The organism is Bacillus sp. ISL-75, from assembly GCF_018613095.1.
This window is the reverse complement of record NZ_JAGGQX010000028.1, coordinates 33,576-48,905: the sequence shown is the minus strand read 5'-3', so window position 1 is coordinate 48,905 and position 15,330 is coordinate 33,576. Positions and strand designations below refer to the sequence as shown.

The following is a 15,330-nucleotide window of genomic DNA, read 5'->3' as shown; positions in this document are numbered from 1 at the left end:
TATAGGATTAAATAAAAATTGCTAAAGGAGCCATTACATGGATATCAGTGGAATTTTACAAGTAGTTTCAAATAGCAAACTCATTTATCCAGAAGAAGAAAAAGTCCGTTCGACCTCCATTGGGAGCAGCGAAGCATTTCAAGAACTGCTTAAACAATCCCAAGAAGATCCTGCTAAATTTTGGGATCGTGCAGCCCGTGAACTTGTTTGGTATGAACCATGGGATGAAACCATTAGTGGACAGCTCCCCGATTTTCGCTTTTTTGCCGGCGGCATTAGTAACCCAAGTGTAAATTTACTTGATCGGCATATAGAAAATGGGGCAGGAAACCGGACCGCTCTCATTTGGGAGGGTGAAAACGGGGACACCAAATTTTACACGTATAATATGCTTCTTGCTGAAGTAAATCGTTTTGCGAATGTTCTTAAATCATTTGGTGTAAAAAAGGGTGATTGTGTTGCTATTTTTCTTCCCAATCTGGCCGAAGCCTTTATTTCCGTTTTAGCTTGTTTTCGAATTGGTGCTGTTTACAATACGATTTTCTCAGGTTATTCGGAAAAATCATTGACAGACCGACTCATCAATTTTGAGCCAAAAGTATTAATCACTGCGGATGCAACTGAACGTCGGGGTAAATTTATTCCTTTAAAAGAAAAAGTTGATCATGTTGTACCATTTATCCCATCGATCGAAGCAGTCGTTGTTGTCGACCGATTAGGTTCGGAGGTTCAAATGAAAGAAGGCCGGGATTACTGGTGGCATGAGCAGACAAAAGCGGCAAGTATCGTTTGTGAACCTGAGAGAATAGAAGCTAATGAGAGCGGCATTGTGTTTTATACAAGTGGTACGACAGGTAAACCAAAAGGCGTCGTGCATTCCGGCATGGCTTTTGTCACACAGAATTACACATATGCCAAGTATCATATGGATCACCATCAAGACGATGTTTTCTGGTGTACCGCGGATATCGGCTGGTTAACCATGCATATTTGGGGAATAACAGGTGCCTTGGCGAATGGTGTAACAACCGTTGTCTTTGAAGGGGCTGTTGATTATCCAACAAAAGATCGTTTTTATCAAATCATTGAAAAATACAGGGTAAATAAACTGTTTACTGCCCCAACAGCATTAAGAATGTTAAAAAGTATGGGAGAAAAGGCATTAGAGAAATTTGATTTATCGTGCCTCGATGTCATTTCCCTTGTTGGAGAACCTTTCGATCCGGAAACCTGGCATTGGACATATGAAGTTTTAGGAAAGAAGAAGGTATATATCAATAATACTTGGGGCCAAACCGAAACAGCAGGATCGCCTATAGCTGGAGCAGCTTGGCTGACGCCGATGAAACCAGGTTCCTCAGGTACTGCCTTTTTAGGTGCGGTTATGGATATCGTTGATGTAGAAGGCAACCCAGTTAAACCTGGTGTCTTAGGAAATCTGGTTATTAGAAAACCATTTCCTATGCTATGCCGGACACTTTGGAAAGAACCAGAACGATATTACGCATCCTATTATAGCCAAGTGGATGGCTGCTATTATGCTAGCGACCTAGCATTATTAGATGATGATGGATATTTATGGGTAGTTGGCCGTTCAGATGACGCATTTAATGTAGCAGGACACCGCTTAAGTACAATGGAGATGGAGAGTGCTGTACTTGAATGTGAGGGTGTTTCTGAAAGCGCCATCATTGGGATCCCAGATGAAATTAAAGGAGAAGTTCCGCTCGCATTTGTCCGTTTGGCCGATGGCTATGTAGGAACAGAGGAATTAAAACAACAAATAAATAATCACATCATTCAACAAATTGGTAAGATTGCAACCCCAAAATCAATTATTTTTACAGATATGTTGCCGAAAACAGTCAGCGGAAAAATCATGCGCCGCTTATTAAAGGAAATTGTTATATCAGGAAAGGTTTCCGGCGACATTACAGGACTAGAAGACCCGACGACGGTTGCACAAATCCAAAAAATAGTTGCTGAAAAGTCATCAGTTAAATAGTTATTAATTAGAGACAGTCATTTGTCAGGAAAATCACCGGCAAATGACTGGTTCCATATTACTAGATTAAGAGTTAAAGATAAACGTAAAGAATGTTGCAAAATGAATAATTAGATTTTTACATATCTCCTTAATCATCTAAGATGCTGACAAGTTTTGAACCTTCTTAAATAGAAGATAGAAAGGGTGGAAAGGCATGTTCAAAAAAGTTTTAATTGCTAATCGTGGCGAAATTGCTGTCCGTGTAATCCGTACATGCAAAGCATTAGGGATTACCACAATTGGAGTTTACTCAGAGGCTGATGCGGATGCTCCCCATGTAAAAATGGCAGATGAGGCCTATTTAATCGGAGGTTCCCGTGTAGCAGAAAGCTATTTAAATATCAATAAAATTCTAGAGGTCGCTCAGGTTTCAGGAGCGGAGGCTATTCACCCGGGATATGGCTTGCTGTCTGAAAATTCGGACTTTGCCCGCCGCTGTGAGGAAGCAGGACTTGTATTCATCGGGCCTTCTCCAGAGGTTATTTCTAAAATGGGAAGTAAGATTGAATCACGCAAAGCGATGGAGGGAGCGGGTGTTCCTGTCGTTCCAGGGATTACCTACCCACTGGCAGATGAAGAGGAAGCGGTAGAAGCGGCGGGCCGCATCGGTTATCCCGTTATGCTAAAAGCCTCAGCAGGGGGTGGTGGAATTGGAATGCAGGTGGTCCATAACGGGGATGAAATCCGAAAAGCATTTGCGGGGAACCAAAAGCGGGCTACTGATTTCTTTGGCGATGGAGCAATGTATATTGAAAAATTTGTTGAAAATCCAAGACATATTGAGATTCAAATCTTGGCAGACGGTTTTGGAAATACCGTTTACCTTTGGGAACGTGAATGTTCGATCCAACGCCGTCATCAAAAAGTCGTAGAGGAAGCCCCATCATCGTTTATTACTGAAAAAACTCGTACCAAGATGGGGGAGGCTGCAGTAAAAGCGGCCCAATCAATTGGGTATAAAAATGCAGGAACAATCGAGTTCTTAGTTGATGAAGAGCAAAACTTCTACTTTCTTGAAATGAATACCCGTTTACAAGTAGAGCATCCTGTTACGGAAGAAATTACAGGTTTGGATTTAGTTGAAAAACAATTACAAATTGCTGCAGGTGAAGCTCTGAAATTTTCTCAAGAAGACGTAAAACGTGAGGGTCATGCCATTGAGGTTAGAATCTATGCGGAAGATCCCAAAACATTTTTCCCTTCACCTGGAAAAATAACAAAATTAGAGTTGCCGAACGGTCCTGGAGTTCGCCATGAATTAGCCATTCACGGTCAATCCGCAGTCACTCCTTTTTATGATCCAATGATTGCTAAGCTTGTCGTCAAAGGCAGCAATCGTGAAGAGGCAATAAATCGTCTGCAAGCTGCATTAGCTGATTATCATATAGAAGGTATTAAAACAAATATCCCAATGCTGCAAGAGGTTATTGCCCACTCGGCATTCCATTCAGGTGATACGACAACAGACTTTGTTAACAAGTATTTAAAAACTAAAAAAGAAAATAACGTAAAATAGGAGGAATTATCATGAGTGAAGTAATTGCAGTCATGGCAGGAAATGTATGGAAGGTATTAGTTAAAGTTGGAGATCAGGTAGAAGAGGGCCAAGATGTAGTGATTTTAGAATCGATGAAAATGGAAATTCCAATTGCAGCTGAATTCGATGGAACGGTGAAAGAAGTGAAAGTGAACGAAGGCGACTTTGTTAATGAAGGCGACGTCATTGTAGTAGTTGAATAAAGCCTGGATAAAGGTGGAAAGGAGATGAAACAATGAAGTGGCCGGAAGGTGTAACGATTAAAGAGGTTGGTCCTCGTGATGGATTGCAAAACGAAAAGGCATTTATATCAACAGAAGATAAAATTGCTTGGATTAATCAATTGTCAAATAGTGGACTAACACATCTTGAGATTACCTCATTTGTTAATCCCAAATGGATTCCTGCACTTTCAGATGCAGTTGCCGTTGCTACTGGCATTACCAAAGTGCCTGGTGTCACCTATACAGCACTTGTTCCAAACCTTCAAGGCTTGGAACGTGCATTTAAAGCGAACATTGATGAAGTAGCAGTGTTTATGTCAGCAAGTGAAACACATAATCTAAAAAATATCAATAAAACGATTGGCGAGACTTTCCCTGTTTTACGGGATTTGGTCAGAGAAACCATTTCAGCAGGAAAATTAAGCAGAGGTTATGTTTCTACTGTTTTTGGCTGTCCGTATGAAGGTGATGTTGATATCGATGCGGTCATAAGAGTGTCCGAAACATTATTTGAAATGGGAATTGCAGAGTTGTCTCTCGGGGACACAATCGGTGTGGCAAATCCAAAGCAAGTTCAAAATGTGTTGGAAGTTTTATTAAAAAGATTTCCAGAAGATAAATTAGCGATGCATTTTCATGATACACGAGGAACAGCTTTGGCCAACATCTTAGTATCGTTAGAAATGGGAATTACCATTTTTGATTCTTCGCTCGGCGGCTTAGGAGGTTGTCCTTATGCGCCTGGAGCATCCGGAAACGTGGCAACAGATGATTTACTCTATATGCTTCACGGGATGGGAATTCACACTGGTGCTGATCAGCAAAAGCTGCTTCATGCATCCCAATTCATTCAGGAGAAGCTTGGCAGACCTTTACCAAGTAAAAGTTTTCAGGCCGCCAGCTCCAAGCTAGGTGGAAAGCTTGGAAATACCGTGTGAGGAAGGTGAGATCATGACTAAAACTATAGTAGTTAACAAGTTAGAAAACGGAATTGTGATGATTACTTTGAATCGGCCGGAAGCTTCTAATGCTTTATCCTTACAGATGTTAGAGGGGCTCCGCGATGCCATTCTTACCTGTAAATATGATCGATTAGTCCGCTGTATCGTCATTACAGGGGCTGGGGAGAAAGCTTTTTGTGCGGGAGCTGATTTAAAGGAACGAGCTGGAATGGATCCAGTTGAGGTGAGGAAGACGGTTTCTTTGATCCGTGAAACTATCAACTCTCTAGAATCATTACCCCAACCGGTCATAGCGGCAGTGAACGGCGTTGCTTTTGGCGGAGGAACTGAACTAGCGCTCGCTTGTGATATCCGTATTGCCTCTGAAACTGCGAAACTTGGACTGACGGAAACATCATTGGGAATTATTCCTGGTGCAGGCGGAACTCAGCGTTTACCAAGATTAGTAGGAAAGGGACGTGCAAAAGAGCTGATTTTCACTGCAAGACGAATTGATGCAAAAGAAGCCCTTGAGATTGGATTAGTAGAGTATACTGTCCCTGTTGAAAGCTTAATTGATAAAGCATTAGAAATTGCAGGACAAATTGTTCGGAATGGCCCGATTGCCGTTGCACAAGCAAAGTTCGCAATCGATAAAGGCTATGATGTTGATATAAACACTGGACTGGCCATTGAGCAAAATGCCTATGAAGTGACGATGCCAACAAAAGATCGTTTAGAAGGATTACAGGCTTTTAGGGAGAAACGCGCCCCAATCTACAATGGTGAATAAGAAAACTAGATTAATAGGAGGAAAAATAATGACAGTGGATATGAAACCTTTACATCAAACACTGAATGATCGAGTCGAACAAATCAAAAAGGGCGGAGCTCCCAAATATCACGAAAAAAACCAAGAGCAGGGAAAACTGTTCGTCCGCGAGCGTTTATCATTATTATTCGATCCGGGCTTTGAACTGGAGGATGCGCTATTTGCAAACTGCATGGCGGGGGATCTTCCTGCAGATGGTGTTGTGACAGGGATGGGCAAGATTAATGGCCAGCTTGTCTGTGTGATGGCCAACGATTCAACGATTAAAGCCGGTTCTTGGGGAGCTCGAACGGTTGAGAAAATCATTCGAATCCAAGAAACAGCTGAAAAACTTCGGGTACCATTATTATACCTGGTAGATTCTGCTGGAGCTCGGATAACGGATCAGGTGGAAATGTTCCCTGGGCGTCGTGGGGCAGGAAGAATCTTTTACAATCAAGTAAAACTTTCAGGTAAAATTCCTCAGATCTGTATTCTGTTTGGACCATCTGCTGCTGGTGGAGCCTATATTCCAGCTTTTTGTGACATTGTTATTATGGTTGATAAAAATGCATCGATGTACCTGGGATCACCGAGAATGGCCGAAATGGTTATTGGTGAAAAAGTAACCTTGGAGGAAATGGGCGGCGCGCGCATGCACTGTTCTGTTTCAGGCTGTGGTGATGTTCTTGCAAAAAATGAAGAAGAAGCCATTTCAATGGCAAGAAATTATCTTTCTTATTTCCCTGCTAATTTTTCAGAGAAACCGCCAGTTCGTGAGTCTGTGGATCCTAAACCATTGAAAAAACCATTAGAAGAGCTGATTCCGGCTAATCAGAATGCACCATTTAATATGCATGATCTAATAAACGGCATTATTGATGAAGACTCCTTCTTTGAGATCAAAAAACTTTTTGCTGGCGAACTTATTACAGGACTTGCCCGCATGGATGGGAAACCTGTCGGAATCATTGCCAATCAGCCGCGTGTTAAAGGCGGGGTTTTATTCCACGATTCAGCAGATAAGGCCGCAAAATTTATTAATCTTTGTGATGCCTACCATATTCCCCTTTTGTTTTTAGTTGATGTGCCTGGATTTATGATAGGTACAAAGGTAGAACGGGCAGGAATCATTCGTCATGGTGCGAAAATGATTTCAGCAATGGCTGAAGCAAGTGTTCCAAAAATCTCTGTTATTATACGTAAAGCATATGGAGCTGGTCTTTATGCAATGGCTGGCCCTGCATTTGAACCGGATGCTTGTCTTGCATTGCCTTCTGCTCAAATTGCGGTTATGGGACCAGAAGCAGCAGTTAATGCCGTTTATGCTAATAAAATTGCGGAGCTTCCTGAAGAGGAGCGAACCGCATTCATAGAACAAAAACGTGAGGAATATAAAGAGGACATTGATATTTACCATTTAGCTTCCGAAATGGTGATCGACGGTATTATTCCAGCAAACTCATTGCGTAAAGAGCTTGTTAATCGTTTTGAGGCATACTCTTCAAAATATCTCATTTTTTCAGAACGAAAACATTCTGTATATCCGGTCTAATTTTCAACAGTCACTTTCAAATGTAAGAAACTTAATCTTAATAAGGAGGCGGATCCCTGTGAAGAATGGAAAAATTGTGAACTCCTTCGCGGAGGCAATACAAGATATTTCAGATGGCGATACCATCATTGTTGGTGGTTTCGGACTGTGCGGAATCCCGGAAAAAGCAATTCTTGCCTTAAGAGATCAAGGAACGAAGGATTTAACAATCGTTAGCAATAATTGTGGTGTTGATGATTGGGGGCTTGGTCTGCTGCTTGCAAATAAGCAAATTAAGAAAATGATTTCATCGTATGTAGGTGAAAATAAAATTTTTGAAAAGCAGTTTTTAAGCGGTGAGCTTGAGGTCGAACTAGTCCCTCAAGGAACGCTTGCTGAACGAATTCGTGCCGGCGGCGCCGGAATACCTGGTTTTTATACGGCTACTGGGGTGGGAACTCCAATTGCAGAAGGAAAAGAGCACAAGGAGTTTAAAGGAAGAACCTATTTATTAGAAGAGGGAATTGTCGGCGATTTTGCCCTGGTGAAAGCCTGGAAGGCCGATCCACTTGGAAACCTTGTTTTCCGAAAAACATCACGCAACTTTAATCCATTGGCTGCAATGGCCGGGAAAATTACAATTGCAGAAGTCGAGGAAATCGTTGGGGTAGGAGATTTAAATCCGGAAGAAATCCATACGCCAGGAATCTACGTTCAACGTGTGCTGCTCGGAACAAACTATGAAAAACGGATAGAAAGACGTACAGTAGTACAAGCCTAATAGATTAAAAGAGACAAGGAGTGAGTGGATTGAAGGATGCGCGGTTAACCATTGTAAAACGTGCGGTTCAAGAAATTCAGGATGGAATGAACGTAAATTTAGGGATAGGGATCCCTACCCTTATAGCCAATGAAATTCCAAGCGAATACAACGTCTTGCTTCAATCAGAAAATGGCTTATTGGGCATTGGACCTTATCCCGTTGAAGGTACAGAAGACCCCGACCTAATAAATGCGGGAAAAGAAACGGTAACTGCTGTACCTGGTGCTTCTTTTTTCGACAGTGCAGAATCATTTGCCATGATTCGCGGTGGTCACATCGACCTTGCTATCTTAGGAGGAATGGAAGTTTCTCAAACAGGAGATTTAGCTAATTGGATGATTCCAGGGAAGATGGTCAAAGGAATGGGCGGAGCCATGGACTTAGTAAACGGCGCAAAACGTGTTGTGGTTATTATGGAACATGTTAATAAGCACGGAGAATCAAAGGTCAAAAAAGAGTGTTCACTTCCCCTTACTGGAAAAGAAGTGGTCCACCGTTTAATAACAGATTTGGCTGTATTTGATTTCACTCCGGAAGGAATGGTTCTCGTGGAAACCCAGGACGGGGTATCGGTTGAGGAAGTTATTGAAAAAACGGAGGCTTCATTTAAAATTGGTGTCGAATTAATAGTTAAGTAAAAAGGGTTGAGCAAAATCTTATAGAAACAATGGAGGTAGTTTCCTACCGTTAGGATCATTATTTTATTGAACTTGATGACCAAGATTAAGTGGTTGAAGAGATATTTTTTAGAGCTGTCCTTAAGGCGGCTTTTTTTGATGAAAGGATTAGGTAATAGATTAAAAATTTATACAAATGTTTAATTATTGGTTTTTTTGTCCATAGTTTTTAAGTAAATCATTTTTATGGAGGGCATTAAACGTGGGAGAATTTACAAAGGAAATAGTACCATTACCCGAGGGATTTTATGTTAAGCCCACGCTTGACCTGGCAAAGGCATTGCTCGGATGCCTCCTTGTAAAAGAAACGAATGAAGGAATGACAGCAGGATATATTGTCGAAACAGAAGCTTACATAGGTCCTGGTGACCGGGCTGCACATGGCTACAATAATAGAAGGACGGCAAGAACCGAGGTCATGTTCCAACGGTCCGGCCTGGCCTATACCTATGTTATGCATAGGCACTGCCTCTTCAATGTGGTTAGCGGCGGTGAAGAAAATCCTGAAGCCGTTTTGATTCGTGCCCTTGAACCTCGATATGGTCTCGAGCTTATGAAAATAAGGAGGGGCATAGAAGAACCTTCAAAACTAACAAATGGCCCTGGCAAACTGACAAAATCATTGGGCATTACCATGGAGGACTATGGACGTCCCCTCACTCCTCCACGATTATTTATTGGCAAAGGCTTTTGTCCAGAAAGCATATCAGTTGGAAAAAGGATAGGAATTGATAAATCTGGTGAAGCCCGTGATTATCCATGGCGATTTTGGGTTACTAATAATCAATATGTTTCACGGCATCAAAAGTCTGAGTATGTAATTTTCTGAACAGTAAAAAGGACTTAACTCGTTGGTTAAGTCCCTATAATAAATGGATTCGTTAGTTTTCCTTAGCAATTATTAGGCTTACAGCCAATAATTCATTCCTTTCCTAGAGTTTATTTATCGAATAGGATTATCCATTTAATCCTTTTTTTCGATTTTACTAGTATGAAGTTTTTTCCGAAAGGGCAATCTTAATCAACACCTCCTCATCATTAAATTGGTTTGGTTCTGATCACCTGGACCGATAAAATCTAATGCGGCAGGAGAAAATACTTTGAATTTTCTTTTAGTGCCCTCAAAAGCAATTCGGATCGGCTCAAGAACTTCATGATCCTGAAAGACATTACCTCCCATGATTATCCTCTTTTTCTTCCTCCTTACGATGGCAGTCATATTTTTCTTGCTATCTGTGTTAACAGTGACACGCTCTTTCACTTTCTCATTAAGTAGTAATATTCCTTTCTCGGTTTGGAAAACTTCTTCTTCAATCGAAGCGACTATTCCGATTTCACGTTTGTTTACGACCAAGATGAAGTTATATCCGGTTTCAGTTTTCTTTTGTAAAATGTTAACTTCATCTGTGATAAACGTGACGAATTCTTCGGGTTCTTTCGTGTGTGAGTCTAGAGAGTTTTCTTTTTGCTTAATGACTCGATAATATGCTTTTGCTCCAATTCCTTCATCTGTAAAGTCAAAAGGTTTTATACTCTGGGTGCGTACAAAGAATAATTGATTTACCTTCTCTTTACTGTCTAATTGGACACATAAAGCAACATCTTCTTTCATCGCCGTTCCCTCTTCGTCAGAAAGCATAGGGACATTCATTTTCATCCCTGGAAATTGAACGAAGATGTAGCTGAAGTTTTTCTTAGGCTGCACATTCGAAAGTCTCATAAACTCACAACCTTTCCGAATTTGTACAAGATTATTTTCCTTGTAGGTGTATAATTCAATATCGTTCTTCACATTCCTGTATGATTAGAAAGAGTTTTCATCGTCACTTTCTTATGAAATGCGATGGATCCTCCTAAATTATGAGTAAATCTACTATCGAAACATGTAAATGATAAAATTCTGCTTTCTAAAACGACAATTTACAGCCTATTATTGAGTATATTTTATAAATCCTGTTACATCCTTTTTTTTGATTTTTTTTAGGTTGTGCACTATATGGAAGGATATGGCTAAAAAAGTAAGGATGTCAGTACTATATTCTCGAGTTTGAATGACATTCCTGTATACAGCAAAATACACTGTTTTTTTGACTTTGTGTGACCTTGTATTCAATGATAAGATGAAACCTACGTAAAAGAACATTCGCCCAGGGGAAAAAAACTGAAAGGAATGATTTGTTATCAATCATTTACAATTAAGTTATACGAGCGAAATGGAAAAAGCGATGCAGAGTGCTCATGGTGTAGGTTATGAAGATTACAGAAGACATCATACAGTGAGAATGAGAGTCGAAAAACGCCGTAAAAAGGATTATATTAATTGTCGTAGAATGGTTGCAGATTTAGACCAGCTTGTTCATTTTAATAATCGATTAAAGGCATGAATCAAAAAAAAGGAAACCAATGTGAATGCACACTGGTTTCCTTTTTTTTGATTAAAAGCAAAAATAAATAAGAAAAATTCCTCATCCTTTTCTTATTTAAGGGTGGTTTTTTCCCATTTATTAAACTTATAAATAGGTTAATCTTAACTGGACAAGAAAATTTAGGTTCAGTAGACTAAAAACTAATTCATAATAAATACCTTTATTATCGTAAGAGGTCATACAAGCAACTTTAATTAGAGGGGTAAGTTTGCTCTGAAATAATTAGAAAGCAATAGTAAAATTTCCTGTCACCTAATCTACTATAGCGGAGGAATTAACATGTTAGAATTTGATACAAATATGGACCAACTCGCCAAGATTAAAGTCATCGGTGTTGGCGGCGGGGGAAATAACGCCGTGAATCGTATGATTGACGAAGGAGTTGAAGGTGTAGAATTTATTGCCGTTAATACAGATGCACAAGCTCTTAATCAATCAAAAGCAGCGGTCACGATGCAAATTGGTACAGCATTGACAAGAGGTTTGGGAGCAGGGGCTAATCCTGATATAGGTAAAAGAGCTGTGGAAGAGAGCAAACAGCAAATAAAAGAAGTGTTAGCAGGCGCAGACATGGTTTTTGTTACAGCCGGTATGGGCGGTGGTACAGGCACAGGGGCAGCGCCTGCCATTGCTGAAATTGCCCGCAATCTTGGTGCCCTGACAATTGGAGTTGTCACACGTCCGTTTAAATTTGAAGGCCGCAAGCGTGCAGCTAACGCAGAAACTGGAATTAACGAAATGAGGGAAGCAGTAGACACCTTAATTATTATTCCCAACGATCGCTTATTAGAGATTGTAGATAAAAAAACACCCATGATTGAAGCTTTTCGTGAAGCTGATAATGTATTACGCCAGGGTGTTCAAGGAATTTCAGATTTAATTGCTGTGCCAGGGTTAATCAACCTTGATTTTGCTGACGTGAAAACGGTTATGTCCCATAAGGGAACTGCCTTAATGGGAATTGGTATTGCTAAAGGTAAAGATCGTGCTGTTGAGGCTGCGCAGAAAGCCTTAAATAGTCCCTTACTTGAAACTTCCATCAATGGAGCTCATGGTGTGATCATGAACATAACTGGTGGAAATAATTTAAGTCTTTTTGAAGTACAGGAGGCAGCCGATATAGTTGCTTCTGCTTCTCATGAGGAATTAAATATGATTTTTGGTTCGGTCATTAACGAAAACTTAGATGAAGAAATTATCGTAACTGTTATTGCCACTGGATTCACTGAGCAAGAGGAGATATTAGCACAACCGCTTTCCCAGCCATCAATGGAAGAAATGTCTAATCCATATCAAAGGGAACAACGTATACAGCGTGAACCAATAAACCGAGGCGAATCAATTCAAGATTATGAAAGACACTCAGAACAGTCAGAAGAATCTCTGAATATTCCAGCGTTCTTGCGCAATCGAAAAAAACGATTTTTATAAATTTAACATCTGCATTTTCATAGGTTGATAAAGAAATATATAGTACTTAGACCCAAATTCTTGAAGAAATAAATGGCTTTGCGCCTATTAGGTAGTCCTACTAAATTTGGGATTGTGGCAGAAGAATGCATTGAACTTTATCGAAGATTAAGGGGTAATTGAACCGGGGTGTAATCCCGTGATCCATTAATCAAAGAACCCCTACCTCATGTCCTCATGAAAGGCTCATGAGGACAAAAGCGTAAGAAAACAGATATGACTTGTCCTCATGAAAGGCTCATGAGGACAAAAGCGTAAGAAAACAGATAGGACTTGTCCTCATGAGAGGCTCATGAGGACAAAAACGTAAGAAAACAGATAGAACTTGTCCTCATGAAAGGCTCATGAGGACAAAAGCGTAAGAAAACAGATAGGACTTGTCCTCATGAAAGTTCATGAGGACAAATGTGTAAGAAAACAGATTGAACTCTTCCTCATGAAAGCATCATGAGGAAAAAATTGGCGGAAATCCAATATCCTCTTTAACAGGGTATGAGATGGGGGGATTCCAATGCCTAAAAGATTTGCAGGGAAGGTTTGCGTGGTAAGTGGTGAAGGTCAGGAATCGGGCAGGAAACAGCCATTTCTTTTGCAAGGGAAGGAGCAAAGGTCATTGCAGCTGACATCGATGAAGAAGGCGTCAAGCAGAGAATCTCTTCCATAAAAGCAATAGGCGGGGAAGCGGTTCTGGTTGTTTTCTTCTTGTTATCCTTCTTGCTTAAGGAAACCGCACCGGTAAAAGTATCTCGTGATATTTAAGAAGATTCTGGAATTAATATTTCTCTTTAAATTAAATAAAGGACGCTTTCATAATGTGTTGGAAAATACATTACGAAAGCGTCTTCGTGTTAACTTTAAAATAATTTTAATTTCTACACTTGTTATTTTTTCAATATAGTGGTTGAACTTCTAATCACAAGTTCAGGCTCGTATACGATGGATGGAGGAATGTTATCCTTCTTTTCGACAGCAGCAACAATCCATTTTGCAGCATCAATCCCCATTTGCATTTTTGGATGGGTTACTGATGTTAGTTTTACATCGGATGCCTCTGCTAAAAAGGAGTCATCGTAGCCAACAATCGAAACATCATCAGGAATACTTAATCCAAGTTCTCTTAACATATTTAATATTTGTAAGGCCAGTTGGTCATTGTAACAAACAATTGCTGAAGGGATTGAATCTGCATTGAAAAATTTTTCTAATCGTTCTAATAATCTGCTATCTTTTTCTTCGGTGGTAAAGGTAATCACCATCTCCGGGAAAAATGTGATGCCATGCTCTCTGAAAGCGCGGATAAAGCCCTGCATACGATTTACCCCTTGGAGGTCATCCGTTTTAAAAAGTCCAACTATCTTTTCATGTCCTAATTTAATTAAATGTTCAGTAGCCGCAAATCCGCCGTGTTCATCATTCACAACGATATGAGGAGGCATAAGCTGGGGATAGAATTGGTTAATCATTAAGTATGGGATATGGTTCTGTTCTAATTCCAGATAGTAATGAATGTTAGGATTGTAATTGCTGCTTTTAGTAGGCTCAACAATAAGACCGTCAATGTTCCTGCTTAACATCGTTTGTAAACATTGTTTTTCTTTCTCAACATCATTATCCGTACAAGCAAAGGTTAAAGAATATCCCTCAGCTGTTAAATATGATTCAATTCCTTTGATAATGGAAGGGAAAATATAGTCAGAAATGTAGGTGGTTATAACTCCGATATTTTTTCCAGTACTTGATTGATGCTGGATTTGAGGCTTTTCATTCCCCAACTTATTGGAACAAAAGGTTCCAGCACCTTGTTCTCTGTATAGCCATCCCTCATGAACCAAATCCCCGATAGCTTGACGAATCGTATGTCTGCTTACACCAAACATTTTGACAAGTTCATTTTCAGAATAAATCTTATCCCCAGGTTTTACCTGACCGCTAGTTATCCATTCTGTTATCTTTTCCTTTACCATATTATATTTAGTTTGTTGAGCCAATTGGATTACACCACTTTCAACTTGGAAGCAAGTTTATTTACTTATGCGTACAACATGTTTAATAAAATAATATTAACAAAAAAACAAGGGATTGACCATGAGATAATTTACTAGCATTATACGTACAAGTCGCGGATGATTTATTATTTGTGATGCTTTTGGAATTTGTATATATATGTATCCTCTGATTGCACAGTGTAAAGCTATATCGAAAATCATGTTATTATAAAGTTGAGCTATGTTCCGTAATAAGGCAATAATAAAAAAGAGAAGGAGTTAATAAAATGATTAAAGTTGTATGTAAAGCAAAACTAAAACCAGGTGTAAAGGTAGAAGAATATTTTATTTTGGCAAGAGAAGTTGTGTCAGAAACCAGAAAAGAAAAAGGCTGTATAACGTACACACTTCATCAAGATATCAATGATCCGACCATCCTTACTATGCTCGAAGAATGGGTGGATGAAGAGGCTTTAAATCAACATAATAAAAGTGAACATGTTATGAAAATTGTTCCAGAGCTTAGAAAACTTCGAGAAAGTACAGAAATCAACCTTTATAGAGAAGTAAAATAACCCCCGATGGAAATTGGATCAAGTTTATGGAGAGGAATCCTGAATCACCACTTAGGAGAGGTTAAAAAGGAAAGTACTTACATATTCCTCTTGTCCCGGCACCTTCCTCCCATGAGGATGGTGCCTGATTTAGAATAAATAAGAAAAAATATGCTTTCTAAAACGACAATTTATAGACTATTCGCTAAATTATGTATTAAAATGAATTTTATATATTATAGCTTCACGAAAATAATATAGGAAACCCTCGTTAGCAAATTTTATCGGATAGTAAAAACTT

General features: G+C 39.7%; 16 protein-coding genes. 14 read left to right on the top strand and 2 right to left on the bottom strand.

Annotation, left to right across the window (positions count from 1 at the left end; genetic code table 11):
* The first annotated feature begins 37 nt into the window (after positions 1-37).
* The 9 genes from J7E63_RS13540 (at position 38) to J7E63_RS13500 (ending at position 9,423) form a co-directional block, all read left to right on the top strand.
* Positions 38-2,005 carry an acetate--CoA ligase gene (locus J7E63_RS13540; RefSeq protein WP_215013033.1) on the top strand — a complete coding sequence of 656 codons (1,968 nt, stop codon included), beginning with the start codon at positions 38-40 and terminating at the stop codon, positions 2,003-2,005.
* A gap of 196 nt (positions 2,006-2,201) precedes the next feature.
* Positions 2,202-3,563, top strand: coding sequence for an acetyl-CoA carboxylase biotin carboxylase subunit (locus J7E63_RS13535; RefSeq protein WP_215013025.1), 1,362 nt, complete (start codon positions 2,202-2,204; stop codon positions 3,561-3,563).
* An 11-nt stretch (positions 3,564-3,574) separates the two neighbouring features.
* Positions 3,575-3,787 (top strand): acetyl-CoA carboxylase biotin carboxyl carrier protein subunit, encoded by a 213-nt coding sequence (locus J7E63_RS13530; RefSeq protein ID WP_215013023.1) that lies wholly within the window; start codon positions 3,575-3,577, stop codon positions 3,785-3,787.
* A gap of 32 nt (positions 3,788-3,819) precedes the next feature.
* The gene (locus J7E63_RS13525; protein WP_215013020.1) at positions 3,820-4,746 is read left to right on the top strand and encodes a hydroxymethylglutaryl-CoA lyase; all 927 of its coding nucleotides are present in this window, start codon (positions 3,820-3,822) and stop codon (positions 4,744-4,746) included.
* Positions 4,747-4,759: 13 nt separating this feature from the next.
* A complete protein-coding gene (locus tag J7E63_RS13520; RefSeq protein ID WP_215013018.1) occupies positions 4,760-5,542 on the top strand; it encodes an enoyl-CoA hydratase in 783 nt (260 codons plus the stop codon).
* A 40-nt stretch (positions 5,543-5,582) separates the two neighbouring features.
* Complete coding sequence (locus J7E63_RS13515) at positions 5,583-7,115, top strand: acyl-CoA carboxylase subunit beta (RefSeq protein ID WP_215013099.1); 1,533 nt, start codon at positions 5,583-5,585, stop codon at positions 7,113-7,115.
* 73 nt (positions 7,116-7,188) lie between these two features.
* The gene (locus tag J7E63_RS13510) at positions 7,189-7,875 is read left to right on the top strand and encodes a CoA transferase subunit A (RefSeq protein ID WP_374193730.1); all 687 of its coding nucleotides are present in this window, start codon (positions 7,189-7,191) and stop codon (positions 7,873-7,875) included.
* 29 nt (positions 7,876-7,904) lie between these two features.
* Entirely contained in the window at positions 7,905-8,555 is a 651-nt protein-coding gene (locus tag J7E63_RS13505; protein WP_215013015.1) for a 3-oxoacid CoA-transferase subunit B, read from the top strand.
* Positions 8,556-8,796: 241 nt separating this feature from the next.
* Positions 8,797-9,423 carry a DNA-3-methyladenine glycosylase gene (locus J7E63_RS13500; protein ID WP_308161955.1) on the top strand — a complete coding sequence of 209 codons (627 nt, stop codon included), beginning with the start codon at positions 8,797-8,799 and terminating at the stop codon, positions 9,421-9,423.
* 192 nt (positions 9,424-9,615) lie between these two features.
* Here J7E63_RS13500 and J7E63_RS13495 read toward each other — a convergent pair whose 3' ends face one another.
* A complete protein-coding gene (locus tag J7E63_RS13495; RefSeq protein WP_215013013.1) occupies positions 9,616-10,314 on the bottom strand; it encodes a hypothetical protein in 699 nt (232 codons plus the stop codon).
* 505 nt (positions 10,315-10,819) lie between these two features.
* On the opposite strand from J7E63_RS13495, the gene J7E63_RS13490 reads away from it, so the two are divergent.
* The 4 genes from J7E63_RS13490 (at position 10,820) to J7E63_RS30505 (ending at position 13,249) form a co-directional block, all read left to right on the top strand.
* The gene (locus J7E63_RS13490) at positions 10,820-10,978 is read left to right on the top strand and encodes a YuzK family famiily protein (protein WP_215013109.1); all 159 of its coding nucleotides are present in this window, start codon (positions 10,820-10,822) and stop codon (positions 10,976-10,978) included.
* A 321-nt stretch (positions 10,979-11,299) separates the two neighbouring features.
* Positions 11,300-12,451: a cell division protein FtsZ gene (gene ftsZ / locus J7E63_RS13485; protein WP_215013011.1), complete on the top strand. Its 1,152-nt coding sequence runs from the start codon at positions 11,300-11,302 to the stop codon at positions 12,449-12,451.
* A gap of 550 nt (positions 12,452-13,001) precedes the next feature.
* Positions 13,002-13,154 carry a hypothetical protein gene (locus J7E63_RS29595; protein WP_251033521.1) on the top strand — a complete coding sequence of 51 codons (153 nt, stop codon included), beginning with the start codon at positions 13,002-13,004 and terminating at the stop codon, positions 13,152-13,154.
* Positions 13,103-13,249 (top strand): hypothetical protein, encoded by a 147-nt coding sequence (locus tag J7E63_RS30505; RefSeq protein WP_374193729.1) that lies wholly within the window; start codon positions 13,103-13,105, stop codon positions 13,247-13,249. The genes J7E63_RS29595 and J7E63_RS30505 overlap by 52 nt, the downstream gene beginning before the upstream one ends.
* 122 nt (positions 13,250-13,371) lie before the next feature.
* Here J7E63_RS30505 and J7E63_RS13475 read toward each other — a convergent pair whose 3' ends face one another.
* Complete coding sequence (locus J7E63_RS13475; RefSeq protein ID WP_285289935.1) at positions 13,372-14,478, bottom strand: GntR family transcriptional regulator; 1,107 nt, start codon at positions 14,476-14,478, stop codon at positions 13,372-13,374.
* Positions 14,479-14,762: 284 nt separating this feature from the next.
* Here J7E63_RS13475 and J7E63_RS13470 point away from each other — a divergent pair, with 284 nt between their 5' ends.
* Positions 14,763-15,050 (top strand): putative quinol monooxygenase, encoded by a 288-nt coding sequence (locus J7E63_RS13470; protein ID WP_088086698.1) that lies wholly within the window; start codon positions 14,763-14,765, stop codon positions 15,048-15,050.
* Positions 15,051-15,330: the final 280 nt, after the last annotated feature.

Excerpts from the sequence above, each read along its gene's own strand:
- J7E63_RS13540 (WP_215013033.1), top strand. The coding sequence starts at position 38 with ATGGATATCAGTGGAATTTTACAAGTAGTTTCAAATAGCAAACTCATT.
- J7E63_RS13535 (WP_215013025.1), top strand. The coding sequence starts at position 2,202 with ATGTTCAAAAAAGTTTTAATTGCTAATCGTGGCGAAATTGCTGTCCGT.
- J7E63_RS13530 (WP_215013023.1), top strand. The coding sequence starts at position 3,575 with ATGAGTGAAGTAATTGCAGTCATGGCAGGAAATGTATGGAAGGTATTA.
- J7E63_RS13525 (WP_215013020.1), top strand. The coding sequence starts at position 3,820 with ATGAAGTGGCCGGAAGGTGTAACGATTAAAGAGGTTGGTCCTCGTGAT.
- J7E63_RS13520 (WP_215013018.1), top strand. The coding sequence starts at position 4,760 with ATGACTAAAACTATAGTAGTTAACAAGTTAGAAAACGGAATTGTGATG.
- J7E63_RS13515 (WP_215013099.1), top strand. The coding sequence starts at position 5,583 with ATGAAACCTTTACATCAAACACTGAATGATCGAGTCGAACAAATCAAA.
- J7E63_RS13495 (WP_215013013.1), bottom strand. The coding sequence starts at position 10,314 with ATGAGACTTTCGAATGTGCAGCCTAAGAAAAACTTCAGCTACATCTTC.
- J7E63_RS13490 (WP_215013109.1), top strand. The coding sequence starts at position 10,820 with ATGCAGAGTGCTCATGGTGTAGGTTATGAAGATTACAGAAGACATCAT.
- ftsZ (WP_215013011.1), top strand. The coding sequence starts at position 11,300 with ATGTTAGAATTTGATACAAATATGGACCAACTCGCCAAGATTAAAGTC.
- J7E63_RS29595 (WP_251033521.1), top strand. The coding sequence starts at position 13,002 with ATGCCTAAAAGATTTGCAGGGAAGGTTTGCGTGGTAAGTGGTGAAGGT.
- J7E63_RS13470 (WP_088086698.1), top strand. The coding sequence starts at position 14,763 with ATGATTAAAGTTGTATGTAAAGCAAAACTAAAACCAGGTGTAAAGGTA.